Source organism: Paraburkholderia elongata (assembly GCF_013177735.1).
Classification (GTDB): domain Bacteria; phylum Pseudomonadota; class Gammaproteobacteria; order Burkholderiales; family Burkholderiaceae; genus Paraburkholderia; species Paraburkholderia elongata.
The window spans coordinates 1-12,914 of sequence record NZ_WOEZ01000292.1 but is presented as its reverse complement, the minus strand read 5'-3'; the positions used below and the strand labels follow the sequence as shown (position 1 = coordinate 12,914).

Annotated in this window: 11 protein-coding genes; 5 read left to right on the top strand and 6 right to left on the bottom strand. The window is 60.6% G+C overall.

Going from position 1 to position 12,914, the window contains the following annotated elements:
- Positions 1 to 68: 68 nt before the first annotated feature.
- The 5 genes from GNZ13_RS47280 to GNZ13_RS47260 all read right to left on the bottom strand — a co-directional run bounded on the left by GNZ13_RS47280 (position 69) and on the right by GNZ13_RS47260 (position 7,709).
- Positions 69 to 1,244 (bottom strand): porin, encoded by a 1,176-nt coding sequence (locus GNZ13_RS47280; RefSeq protein ID WP_328807408.1) that lies wholly within the window; start codon positions 1,242 to 1,244, stop codon positions 69 to 71.
- A 662-nt stretch (positions 1,245 to 1,906) separates the two neighbouring features.
- On the bottom strand, positions 1,907 to 2,326 hold the full coding sequence (locus GNZ13_RS47275; protein WP_172177998.1) for a c-type cytochrome: 420 nt from the start codon (positions 2,324 to 2,326) through the stop codon (positions 1,907 to 1,909).
- Positions 2,319 to 3,887, bottom strand: a complete 1,569-nt coding sequence (locus GNZ13_RS47270; protein ID WP_236002506.1) for a flavin monoamine oxidase family protein — start codon at positions 3,885 to 3,887, stop codon at positions 2,319 to 2,321. Before GNZ13_RS47270 ends, GNZ13_RS47275 begins: the two co-directional genes overlap by 8 nt.
- A gap of 874 nt (positions 3,888 to 4,761) precedes the next feature.
- A complete protein-coding gene (locus GNZ13_RS47265) occupies positions 4,762 to 6,108 on the bottom strand; it encodes a DEAD/DEAH box helicase (RefSeq protein ID WP_172177994.1) in 1,347 nt (448 codons plus the stop codon).
- 908 nt (positions 6,109 to 7,016) lie between these two features.
- Positions 7,017 to 7,709, bottom strand: coding sequence for a CBS domain-containing protein (locus GNZ13_RS47260; protein ID WP_172177992.1), 693 nt, complete (start codon positions 7,707 to 7,709; stop codon positions 7,017 to 7,019).
- A gap of 186 nt (positions 7,710 to 7,895) precedes the next feature.
- Between GNZ13_RS47260 and GNZ13_RS47255 the strand changes: the two genes are divergently transcribed.
- On the top strand, positions 7,896 to 8,126 hold the full coding sequence (locus GNZ13_RS47255) for a hypothetical protein (protein WP_172177983.1): 231 nt from the start codon (positions 7,896 to 7,898) through the stop codon (positions 8,124 to 8,126).
- A gap of 575 nt (positions 8,127 to 8,701) precedes the next feature.
- Here the strand turns inward: GNZ13_RS47255 and GNZ13_RS47250 are convergent.
- Complete coding sequence (locus tag GNZ13_RS47250; protein WP_172177981.1) at positions 8,702 to 9,595, bottom strand: LysR family transcriptional regulator; 894 nt, start codon at positions 9,593 to 9,595, stop codon at positions 8,702 to 8,704.
- 115 nt (positions 9,596 to 9,710) lie between these two features.
- On the opposite strand from GNZ13_RS47250, the gene GNZ13_RS47245 reads away from it, so the two are divergent.
- The 4 genes from GNZ13_RS47245 to GNZ13_RS47230 form a co-directional block, all read left to right on the top strand.
- On the top strand, positions 9,711 to 10,541 hold the full coding sequence (locus GNZ13_RS47245; RefSeq protein ID WP_172177979.1) for an SDR family oxidoreductase: 831 nt from the start codon (positions 9,711 to 9,713) through the stop codon (positions 10,539 to 10,541).
- A gap of 298 nt (positions 10,542 to 10,839) precedes the next feature.
- Complete coding sequence (locus GNZ13_RS47240; protein ID WP_172177977.1) at positions 10,840 to 11,733, top strand: LysR family transcriptional regulator; 894 nt, start codon at positions 10,840 to 10,842, stop codon at positions 11,731 to 11,733.
- A 112-nt stretch (positions 11,734 to 11,845) separates the two neighbouring features.
- The gene (locus GNZ13_RS47235; protein ID WP_172177975.1) at positions 11,846 to 12,595 is read left to right on the top strand and encodes an SDR family NAD(P)-dependent oxidoreductase; all 750 of its coding nucleotides are present in this window, start codon (positions 11,846 to 11,848) and stop codon (positions 12,593 to 12,595) included.
- A gap of 87 nt (positions 12,596 to 12,682) precedes the next feature.
- A partial coding sequence (locus GNZ13_RS47230) for a DUF1330 domain-containing protein (RefSeq protein ID WP_172177973.1) occupies positions 12,683 to 12,914 on the top strand: 232 nt, incomplete at its 3' end.

The window sequence follows — 12,914 nt, the reverse complement described above, 5'->3', positions numbered from 1 at the left end:
TGCGTTTTCGATCATGAAAAATCGTGAGGAAGCGCGGCGGGAGGGCCGCGTCTTGTCAGGGCCGGGAGTTAGAAGCGGGTGCGAATGCCTGCGGTCACCGCAACTTGCGTGTTTGTCGCCGATTGTGCGCCGATGCCATTGATCAACGCACCGTTCAACACGGTACCGCTCGCGCCGTTGACATGTTGATACACGCCTTCGAGATAGAGATCCGTCCGCTTGGAGAGCGCATAGTCGCTCAGCAGGCTAATCTGGTTCCACTTGGGTTTGGCGCTCGTCGTCGCGTTGCTCAGGCGGCCGTCGGTAAATGTATAGGCGCCTGAGATACGCCACGCCGGCGTCAGATCGTAGCGTGCATTGAGTTCATAGTTGTTGAAGCTAAGGCCGCTTGCACTGCCGAACTTCGTGGGGCTCGATGGCGAGCCCGTGCTGATCGTGGTCGCGCTGTCGAGCTTCGTCTGGGTCCATACCAGTCCGACGGTTGCGGCGCCAAACGAATAGTTCGCGCCCGCGCCCCAGACGCGCTGGCGTTGCGCGGTGAACGGTGCGTCGGCGGAAGTGCTGGTGCCGTCCAGGGCGCCGGCACTATTCATCCCGGGCTGATTGATCTCCATGTAGGCCGCCGCGACGTTCAACGGACCAGCGGTGTATGACGCGCCCAGGCTGTACAGACGGTTGTTCGCAAAGGCGCCGGCCTGGTTTGAAAAGCCATAGACGCCGCCGAACTTCAGGCCACTATAGTTCGCGCTCGCATACTTGATCGCGTTGTCGACGCGAAACGAGTTATCGAGGTTATCGTTGTCAAACGGGTGAGCGAACTGGGTGCCTCCATACTGCGTGCCCGTCAGGCTCATGGGTCCAAGATAGTCGACTACCGAATCGTATTGACGCCCTAGCGTCACTGAGCCGTACTGGTCTGTCGCGAGACCCACCCAGGCCTGGCGGCCGAACATACGGCCACCCTGGCCCAATTTTCCGTTGGTGATGCTGAAACCGTTCTCCAACGTGAAGATGGCACGCATACCGGAGCCGAGGTCCTCGCTGCCGCGCAGCCCCCATCGGTCGGAATTGAGATTGCCGCTGGTCGCCTGCACGTTGCTGTGACCTGTCGTGCCGCTGACATGTTGATTGTTCGTATACGTCACGCCGGCATCGAGAAGACCGTATAGCGTCACGCTGCTCTGCGCATGGGCCACCGTGGCCCACATTGCTGCAGACGCAAGAATTAGAGGGTTGACTTTCACTTGATCATCCATCGGAAGTGGGGGAATTCGGCTCCTCTGGGTCATAGGAACCGCACTTCCCTTCCGGGCCGCGCCGCTGCGTCTCGTGCCTCGCCGCAAGATCCGGTAAGGGATCGAGCGAGTCTATCTTTGCAGTCTGCGCAAATCTCGAGCAACACTGAATTGCGCGATCACCGGCAGCATCGGATTTCCATCGAAGACTTTTACCGCTTGGCCGGCACGACGGTGTGCTGTGGGAGATAAGAACTTTTTATGACGTCGCGTATCGGCTGTTGACTAGGCGCAACGCATTCAATCCCGACAGGCGAAATCGCGAATGCCGTGAACGCGCGCAGACGACAGCGCGTCATGCACTGACGGGTATGCGGTGAAATAGTGAAAAAGGCCCGCCGTGCGGCGAGCCTCCCTGACGTTACGGAGTGCGCGCGTATGCAGATTGTGCGGCATCGTTGAGCGCCTGCCAGTTGAATCCTTCAAGCAACACCGCGAGCTGCAGCGAGGACAGCGGCGAATTGCCCGCGTCCATCGGCGATCCCCAGGCGTCATCCGTGAAAGTCGTCTGCGTCTGCTTGGGCGCACTTACGGGACTGCGGTGTGATGTGACGGCCTGATTGATGGCAAGCGGGAAAGAGGCCGCGCATCGACAGCCATGCCACGTGAACTCAGCGCAGACTTCTAACCTGGCTCGGCGTGACACTTCCGGCAAATCGATTGCCGAAATGGGTTCTCGTGTAGTTGACGACAGCCGCGACCTGATCGTCATTCATCGCGTCGCCAAACGATGGCATCGCCTTTCGGCCGTACAGTACGTTGACGATGACGTAGGGTGCTGCTTCGACTGCCGGGTTGTCAGCGAGCGCCGGGTAGTGACCCGCGCCCTGTGCGCCTTTTCCATCCGGCATATGGCATCCGGCGCAGGTAGCGTTGTAAAGCGCTTCGCCGCTTTCTTCGGTGAAGCGGTCGCCCGGAGAAATCGTGAAGGTGCGTGGTGCGTCCTCGGCCACGGCCTGAGCCGACACCGTCGCGCCTCCCGACAGCCAGGCCATCAGCATCACGCTGAGGATCAGCGTCGGCCTATCCATTGACGATTCTCCGATGCAACCGGGTGATCGCATCCAGCGACGACAGCACGGCGCCTTCCTGCCATGCCGGGATATGGGAAGCGTGCTCTCCGGCAAGGACGATCCGTCCGTCGATCTGACAGAGATTCGCGTAATGCGCTTGTCTCAGCGCATCCGTCCATGCGGCGAAGCAGCCATTCGTGAACGGTGATCGGCTCCAGCTCATCGCGAAACCGTTCTGGTACTCGCGCGCGTACTGCGGATGAATCTGGCTGCCCTGGCTCAATGCCACCGCGATCCGTTCGGCAGGGGGCAGTGCACCCATCTCATAGCTGGCGGGCCCCCACATGTAGGCGCCGAGCAGCACCGCAGGACCGGTCGATCCGTAACCTGTTGCCGGATAGCCGATCGTCGAGATCGGCAGGTCAGTATGCGTGATGCCGCCGTAGATCTGGTCGTCTTCTTCCCAGAATCGCCGGCCGAATTGCAACCCGATTTTCACCGATGTCTCGTAGGGCACCGCATCGATCGCGGCGCGCATGGCCGGCCCGACCGCAATGTCGATCTGACTCAGAATCGAGAGCGGGATGGTGCACACCAGCCAATCCGCGTGCGCGTTCCGTTCGGTCCGGGTGGTCGTATCGGTGTAGCGCACTGTGACGCCTTGCTCGTCCTGCAAGATGGCCGTGACTCTGGCGTTGAACACTACAGCGCCCGCGACCTGCGAATAAAGCGCATGGGCAATCCTGTCCATGCCGCCGACGGGCTGGAAAATGGCGCTCTGGAAGTCCTGCTCGTTTCCAGACGAGAGCCATTGCCACAAACGCGATGCAAGCAAGGGGTCGCGCGGGAGCAGATTCGACGGCACGGCCTCGAGCATCAGCCCACCGCCATGCGCGGTCGCGAATCCGCGGCGTTCACTGCTTCGCCGGCCCGCCTGATAGCGACCATCCGGACCGAGCGCACCCCATTGGCGCAGCGATTCGAGTAGCAGATGCGCATCTTCGACTGACAACGCATCGTCGAGCGCGTCCTTGCGGATTGCTTTGGAAAGCAGCTCGGCGATATAGCCTTGATAGTCGGTCTGCACCGCCCGGAATCGTTGCGGCTTGCCATCGAAAGCCTCCGTCGAATGCAGGTATGCGTTGTAATTGACCTGGATGAACGGCTCGAGCGACACCTTCAGGCGTTTTGCATAGTCGAGTACGCCCTGGTGGTGATACGGAATGCGCCACGGCCCTGGGTTCAGATAAAGCCCGTCAGCGAAATCGCAGTACTGGATGGCACCGCCAAGTTCTGTATAACGATCACCGCCCCTGACAGTCCAGGCCCGACCGCCTGCGCGGTCGTTGTACTCGAGCACCTGCACGTGGTAGCCCGCGTTCCTCAACTCAAAGGCCGCGACGAGGCCAGCCATGCCCGCGCCGAGCACGAGAATTCGCGTTCCTTTGGGCGCGCCATCGAGTCTGATCGGTCCGGCGTAGGTCGAGGTAGCGGCGAACCCCAACGTGCCCATGCCTTGCATCATGGCGGCCGCGCCGAGGTTCTTGCCGATCAGCGTCAGCAGGTGCCGGCGGCTCATCGCATTTGTGGTCATTCTCGACATAAGGACGTGGTGCCCCGACTGGAGAGAAACGATGGCGAACGAAATCAGATGGCATCCCAGATTGCAAAGGCCTGAGTCATCTGGATTTGTATGCCTGGGGATTGCGTTTGGGCGTATTGCAACGGACTAGTTCATTTTATGCGATCACCTGTCGAGCGTCGTGAATCGAACACCAGAAACACCGGTGGTGAGCACGCGATGTTGGTCGTCGCGCCCCCCGTTGTGGCGCGAACGTCTGGAGGCTCCCTACTTCCACTGAAATCGGGCGTGAGACGAATTAAAACTATGAACCGTTTCTCGGCACCACGTGCGACTGTCCGTTACCAGGACGACCGACTGCGCCTTGTGGGTCGGGTTCGCCCGGACGCGTGAGACGGCAGCCGGCCAATCGTTGTCGTCCGCGAGACACACCAAGCCATCATTCCAACGGCCGGTGCACTTCGGAACCTGCTGGACATCCGGTGGAAGCAACTCGGCCATTACCGACATTCAGGTAACGGTGTTGGTGAGGCGGCTACAGGGTGCTCTCCGGACGTTCGCACCTCAGCAACCGCAAATGCCAGGTTTCGCTGCAAGCGGATGCGTACTTGCAACCCAAAGCGGTAGTTCGCGATGAGCCGATCAAATGACGGCTTTCGCGTGAGAAGCGGACACATTCGCCAGAGACGACCTCGATCGGTCGCTCGCTACGCACGATTTCAACGTCCGTTCGGCCCCGAGGTTGTTATGGATCCTGGATTCAGTGCGCCGTTACCCGCCGACCTGATGCACGCCGAAGCCGCGCCGCTGTCTGCCAGCGGGCCGCAAACCGCCAGCCTGTTCCAGGGTTGGCGTTACTCGTCCCCACGGATCAGGGTTGGCGTTTGCCGCGGCCACCAGCAGGTTTGCCAGCCGGCTTACGTGAACCTGCAGCTGGCTTGCGTTTGTTTTCGCCACTTTGCGGGCGCGTTTTTTTGCTGAGCACCTGCATGGCACCCGGCGCAGCTTGCGGCACTTTGGGCTTCTTAGGCTTTTTGGGTTTCTTGATGATCTGGCCCGTCGCGCTAGTTTGCGGCACGCGGTGTTCGGCTTCAAAACCCGGCTCTTCTTCACGGGGCAGCGTTTGCCGGATCAGCGCTTCAATCGCGGCCAGTTGCGGCGCTTCATCGGCACACACAAGGGACACCGCCACGCCGCTGGCGCCCGCGCGGCCGGTACGGCCAATACGGTGCACATAGTCTTGCGCCACGATCGGCAGATCAACGTTGATTACCAGCGGCAGGTCGTCGATATCCAGCCCGCGCGCAGCCACATCGGTGGCTACCAGCATATGTACTTCGCCCGTCTTGAAGCGCTCCAGCGCACGCAGGCGCGCGGGTTGCGGTTTGTCGCCGTGGATGGTGTCGACCGCATAGCCCGCTTCATCCAGCATGGCCGCTAGGTAATCCACGCCATTGCGGGTTTTGACGAACACCAGCGCGTGCTCCCAGTTGTTCTCAGCCACAAGGTGCATGAAGAGGTCAGGCTTGTTCTTTTTATCCACCGGCACCACCCACTGCTTGATCTTGCTGGCCGTGGCATTGGGCGGACTGACGCTGATATTGACCGGGCCGCGCAGAATGCCCGCCGCCATGGCGCGGATATCATCGGTAAACGTGGCAGAGAACAGCAGGGTCTGGCGCTGAGCGGGCAAGGCAGCAAAGACGGCGTTGAGTTCGCGCGCAAAGCCCAGATCCAGCATGCGGTCGGCTTCATCCAGCACCAGCGTTTGTACTTGATCAAACTGCACTGCGTTCTGGCGATTGAGATCTAGCAAACGGCCCGGCGTGGCAACGAGCACATCCACGCCTTTGCGCAACTTCATCATCTGCGGGTTGATACTCACACCGCCGTAGGCGGCCAGAAATCGTAAGTCGAGGCCTTTGCCGTAATCGATAAAGCTTTGCAGCACTTGTTCGGCCAGTTCACGCGTGGGCACCAGCACCAGAACACGCGCGCGGTTGCTGGACGCCGCCGGGCCGTGTTGCACTAGCCGTTGCAACAGCGGCAGCGCAAAACCCGCCGTTTTGCCAGTGCCGGTCTGTGCCGCAGCCATGACGTCCTTGCCACTGAGCACAGCAGGAATCGCCTTGGCCTGCACCGGCGTAGGTGTCTGGTAATTGAGGTCCTGCACATTACGCAGCAAGGAATCGATCAGGCCAAGCGAGGCAAAAGACATTGGCGTATTCCGGGCTAAAGCCGCAATTCTAGCGGTTACCGCCTGATTGCGCCGCGCAGATCAATGGTCAAAAAGATCGACGTTGATCGCCACTGAAAAACGTAGCGGTGCCGGGCGCCGCGCCGGCAACGCACATGATCCGCAAAGGGCCGATGCAGAACGACGGCGGCACAAAAACCGCAGCGGAGCAATGCTATTCGCTGGTCATGTAAGCATTCCTACTCATTCATAAATTCTATCGCTTCATTTGTGTTATCGCGACACAATCATTAGGCTTCTGCCGATCGACCTGCGACTTCATATTTGTAATGTCTAGATTCGTATCGCGAACATTGCAATCGGGGAGTTGGGCGGCAATGGAGGAGTTAGACGCCCGGGCGTTTCGTGGCTACTGTCGGTCTCTGGACGGCGGTCGGAATCCAGCGTGCGACGAATGAGTCCTATCGACCCGGAGCTGCCGTTCCAAACGGGAACAGAATTACGACGGCTCTCGGAGTACAACGGACGTTCCCTTCATCGTCCATACTGGTCTAACGCATGCAGTAAATGAGCGGCTATCTGAGCGCGTTCCGATGAACGACCGAAACAGGCCTGTCTCTGCCGAATATGGAGGCGGCAGTTCGTCGCGAGCGCGACGAACACATTCGCTGTCGGTGACGATGTACAGGCGGTCGCGCTGTTTTTGCGTGATCGCGCGAGCCGCTCGCCGCATTCGTTGTTCGCGTCCGGCACGCGCGATCTCGAGCACCGCCACGCGCCATTGAGCCTCTGTCGCAAGCGGCCGGCCAACTCGCACCGTTCATCGCGTCGGCCATCCCGATGCAATGGGCCCACACGCCTTCGGCGTCGACGAGCCGGCGCAGCTCCTGGTCGAACGGCCCTGCACGCGTCTTGCGACCGCCTGCGGACTATAGCGACGGCATCACGCTCGGAAACACCAAGTGACTCTCCACGTGCTTGACGCCGGGCACGCCCTCGGCCGCGATGCGGATCGCGCGCTTTTCCTCCTCGGACTCGATCACGCCCCATAGATGCGCGACGCCGTCCTTGACGAGCACGCCTTGTTTCGGCAACCCCCAGCGCTGCCCGTGCATTTCCAGGACTATCGCGTCGCGCAGGCTCACATCGTCGTGCGAAGCCGAGTCCACGGCCAGCGCGACGCTCGCGAGTGCGCGGATCAGGTTCGAGCGGCTCACGATTCCGACCAGCTTGCCGTCCTTCAGCACCGGCACGCGTTTGAGATGCCGGCGCTCCATGAGGTCCGCGATCTGCTGGAGCAGCATGTCCTCGGTAATCGAAATCACCTGGTCGCACATCACGTCGCCGACGACATGTCCGTGCTCCTTCACATACCTCGCAGCCTGCTCGCGGGGCGACGACAACAGGAGTTCGAGCCACCACGCGCGCTTTCCGCGGCAGGTGCCGGTCTCCACGCGATGCAGCAGGTCGCCCTGGCTGACGATGCCGACGACCTGTCCGTTCGCGTCGACGACCGGCATGCCGCTGATACGATTATCGACGAACAGTCTTGCCGCGTCGTGGATCGTCATGTCCGGTGTGGCGGTGACGACGGACGGCGTCATGATGTCGAGTGCGCGCATGGTCGCTCCCTCAGCGTGTCGCGACGGGTCCCCATCTGTTGCACCCGTCGCACGATTTCGGCAGACGCACCGGCGGCGGGCCGCGCGGTGCTGAGGCGCCTGAATCCAGTGCTTAACAAACGGCCGCTCGCTCCAGTGTCGCGCATGCGGCAATGACTGCACGCTGTCCGGACTCTCGCGGTTCTGATGGAAGTGGCCGATGCTCGCGAGCAGCGCCCGGTCGCAGCCGAGTTCGTCGATTACGTCGGCGAGCGACAGCACGCCGACGATGCCCTGCGTATGTCTGGCTCGCCGTTTGCGCAGGCAGCGATTAAAGGACGGAAGGCCACCAACACGGCCGTCTATTCGGGAATGCAAGTCAATATCGTCGGTGACTCGATCGAGGCAACACAGTCGCGACAGCGACCGACGTTGTGATAGTGAATTGCTCCACCAACGATCATTTGCCGACTGGTCTCGGCAGACGCGTGCCGACGAGCCTCACGAAAGCCAGCGCATTGGCGACTTTGTGAGTCAGCCGCGCATTAAGATTGCGTCGCGACAATCATCATAGGCTGCATCTAGAGAAATATCGGACAAAAGCGAGGTGAATTCTGACTCCGGTTCCGTAGAAAACCCAGCCGTTGCTTCATGGAGTGCCCTATTAAGTCGACTTGCGGGCGTCGCCAAGGTGGTGGCTGACTGTAAGTCTGAGCCTGCACTTCGAATATTCCCTCGACTGCAGCGCCAGTGCCCGTCGAGTCGATAGCGCCTGTTCGCTTTGCTCGGGAGCGGTCATTGCGAAAGGACTACTTCCGAGAAAGCGTATGGCGAACGATGCGCTGGTGACTGTCGGCGTGCGACGGTCCGCAGTCTCGGTGGAGCCGGCGCTCGAACGTCCGTGTGAAAGCGTGGGCGAGCGGCCGGAGATGGCCGCCCCCTGCCCGTCGACGATCTGCGGCACGCGAGCTGAGCGGTCGGTCAGGATCCTCCACGACGGACATTCACATGCGTTAGTGATTTACCTCCCTAAGCACGTCTATGAACGCCCGCAGACCAGCAGGCACGTGGCGATGCCCAGGATAGTACAGGCAGAGCCCAGGGATGAACGGGCACCAATCTTCCAGCACGGTAACCAGCCGGCCGTCGTCCAGCCAGTCGCGGGCCGTGGACTCCGGTACATACGCGAGGCCCAAACCATCGGACGCGGCCTCAACCATCAGCCCGTTGTGATCCAGCGTGAGTACACCGGGAACATCGATCGCCACTTCCTGCCCGTGCTTGCGGAACTCCCAGCGGTAGCGCTTGCCGCTCGGCAGCCGTTGGCGAATGCAGTCGTGGCCATGAAGGTCGTCGGGCGTGATGAGCGGCGTTCGTCCTGCGAGATACGAAGGCGCGGCAACGACTACGAAGCGAAGATCATCGCTGATGCGCACCGCCACCATGTCGCGCGGGATCGACTCGCCAAGCCGTACTCCGGCATCGAAACCTTGCTCGACGATATCGACGAGCCGTCCCTCTGCGACCAGATCGAGCGCCATGCCGGGGAAGCGCTTCAGAAAACACGGCACCACCGTTTTCAGCAACAGCCGCGCCGCACTCTCATTGGCGTTGATCCTGAGCGTCCCGCTCGGATTGCCACGCGAATCGGCGACGGCATCCAGTGCCTCGTCAAGATCGCGGAGCACGGGCGCAAGCCGCGCGAGCAATGCTTCGCCGGCCTCTGTCGGCGCCACGCTACGCGTCGTGCGATTGAGCAGGCGCACGCCCAATTCGCGCTCCAGTGCGAGCATGGCGTGACTTAGCGAGGAGCGCGAAACGCCGAGTGCATCGGCGGCACGGCGGAAGCTCCGATGCGCTGCGACAGTGGAAAACGCGGTGAGATCGGCAAGTGTCGGCTTGGTCATTGGTGGCGAATTTTCACGGGGTCATACGCACTATAGAGCCTTCTCTGACCAATGACGGGTACCTAGACTGGTAGTCAGGCAATGCCATTTCATCCACTTTATGGAGAGACACACCATGATGAAGACGTGGCTTATCACCGGCACGTCGTCGGGCCTCGGCCGGCTACTCGCCGAGCGTCTGCTGCAACGCGGCGATCGGGTCGTCGCAACGCTGCGGCGCGAGGGAACGCTCGATGAACTGAAAAAACAGTACGGCGACCGCTTGCATGTACTGACACTTGACGTCACCGACACCCGCGCGGTGCACACGAATATCGCTGCCGCATTCGAAGCGATGGGCCGTATCGACGTGGTCGTGAACAACGCGGGCTACGGATTATTCGGCGCGGCCGAGGAAGTGACTGATGAACAGATCGACCGGCAGATCGCCACCAATCTCACCGGATCGATTCAGGTCATTCGTGCCGCGCTACCTCACCTTCGCCGCCAGGGCGGCGGTCGGATCGTTCAGGTATCGTCCGAAGGCGGACAGGTCGCTTACCCGAATTTCAGCCTGTATCACACTACGAAATGGGGCATCGAAGGTTTCGTCGAGTCAGTGGCGAAGGAGGTGGCGCCATTCGGTATCGACTTCGTGATCGTTGAGCCGGGGGCGACGAGCACCCAGTTCGGTGCTGGTCTCGATCACGCGGTGCCGATGCCCGAGTACGACGACACCCCGGCGGGCGACGTCAGGCGGGCAATTGCGTCCAACAGCTTTGAAATTCGGGGCGATGCCGGTAAGACGGTCGCCGCAATGATCGTCGCGGCGGACTCGGTACATCCGCCGTTACGCCTGACGCTTGGCGGCGGTGCCTACGACTCGATCAGGGCTGCGTTGGCTGAGCGCCTGCGGGTGCTCGAAGCACAGAAGGACATCGCGTTTTCAGCCGACTCGATAAGCTAAGCGGACCGGCGCGGAGGGGCGCGCTGACGCAATAGCTGCATGATGGCCGTCCCAGTTCGACCCGTTCCGGACAGTCGTGAACGACCGCTATCTGGAAGCCGGACATCGCGGCGACGGGCGCACGGCCGAGAGCCTGGGCACTTTCCTCGCCGAGCTTTCCCAAGGTAACTACCTCATGCTTCGTCACAAGAGCCGCAAAACGGCCCGGAGAGGCCCCCTCAATTCCGGAATAGATTTGCCCATGATCATGCATGATCTATTCCTTAGTAAGATAACCAATTCCCCGTAGGAGGATCGGATGGATCGGCTCGAAGGCATCAAGATATTCGTGCGCGTCGTAGAAAGCGGGAGCTTTTCAGCGGTTGCGCGTGAGCTTGGGACAGGGCAGCCGGCGATCAGCAAACAGGTTGCCGCGCTCGAAGAACATCTCGGTGCGCAGCTTCTTATGCGCACCTCCCGCAGCCTGAGCCTGACCGAGGCCGGGCGCGACTTCTACGAATCTGCCGTACGACTCATCAGCGATCTCGAGGCAGCGGAATCCCGCATCGGTTCGGGACAGGTCTCGCCGTCCGGCGTGGTGCGTGTCAGCGCCGCGCCCGCCTTCTCTCGACTCTATGTCGTGCCGCAACTCCCTGCGTTCCGCGTTCGCTATCCCAAGGTCGTTGTCGAGTCGCTCGTCTCCGAGCGGACGATCAATCTCGTTGACGAGGGCATCGACCTCGCCATTCGCAATGGCGCCCTTGCGGACTCTAGCCTTATCGCGCGCAAAATCGGCGAGTTCGCCCTCGTCGCCGTAGCGTCTGCGGACTATCTGGAACGCAGAGGAGTGCCGAAGCGACCGAGCGATCTCGACCGCCACGACGGCGTGTTTTTTGTCTCACGGGATGGACCGCGACCCTGGACCTTCGCCAGCCGCGCCGGGGTGGTATCCCATCAGGCGGCGGCATCGTTTCGCACCAATGATGGCGAAGAGCAACGCGCCGCGGTCCTTGCCGGCCTCGGTATCACCCAGGCGCCATACTGGCTTTTTGCGGCCGACATACGCGCCGGAACCGTGCGGCGAATCCTGCGCGATTGTGAGCCGGCCAGAATTCCGATCAGTGCCGTGCGACCCGCGTCCCGCAGTCTGCCCAGCAAAGTCGCCGTGTTTGTTGACTTTCTGGCTGAGCTGCTCGCCGAAATGGACGACTGATCCATTCCCCAATGGGATCGATGCTATCCAATATTAACGTCTAGTCCGCGCTTGGTGGAATTGATAGATTTGCATCACCGACAAACGAGGTGTTCAAACGAGGTGATGCATCATGAAACGGCTCGACAATAAGGTTGCGATAGTGACAGGCGCTTCAAAAGGAATCGGAGCGGGCATTGCAAAAGCCTTCGGCGCGGAAGGCGCGGTGGTGATCGTGAATTACGCGCGCGATCAAGCGGGCGCGGAACGGGTGGTGCGCGAGATCACCGGCAAAGGCGGGCGAGCTATCGCCGTGCAAGGCGACGTGGCGCAGAGGTCCGACGCGCAACGCCTCGTCGCGGAGGCGAAAAATACCTTCGGCCGTCTGGATGTGCTCGTGAACAACGCGGGCGTCTTCTCGTTTGCGCCCTTCGAGCAGTTCAGCGAGCAGGAGTTTCACCGTCAGTTCAACACGAATGTGCTTGGCACGTTCCTCATGATCGAAGCCGCTTTGCCGGCCTTCGGCGCGGAAGGCGGCAGCATTATCAACATCGGATCGACGGAGAGTGTCGCTGCCGACCCGACCCTTTCGATCTACGTGGCGACAAAGAGCGCTGTCGATGGCTTGACGCGCGTGCTCTCAAAAGAGTTCGGCCCCAAGAAAATCCGCGTTAACGCTCTCAGTCCCGGTGGAACCGAAACGGAGGGTGCGCACGCGGCAGGCGTCATGGGAACGGAGTTTAAGAAGCAGATAATCGCAAGTACTCCGCTGGGCCGCGTCGGCCAACCCGAGGACATCGCACGTGTGTCCGTATTTCTTGCCTCGGATGATGCGGGCTGGCTCACGGGAGAAATCATCTTTGCGAACGGCGGCAACAAGTAAAACGCCTTCTTAGTTAATAACGCGGGCTACGGCCCAAGGGTTTTCATTGGAATTTCGGTAATCGATTAACAAAGTAGGAGAACGATCATGTCCGCATACATTGTCTTCACTAGAATTAAATCCATCGATCACAAAGAGTTCGAAAAATATCGGACTGGAATCAAAGCAACGATGAAGGATCATCCTATCGAAGTGCTCGTAGCCGATGGAAAGCACGAAGTCCTTGAAGGTGATCCGATTGAAGGAATGGTCATTGTGAAATTCCCGAGCGTAAAAGCCGCAAAGGATTGGTGTTACAGCGCATCCCCTTATACACATC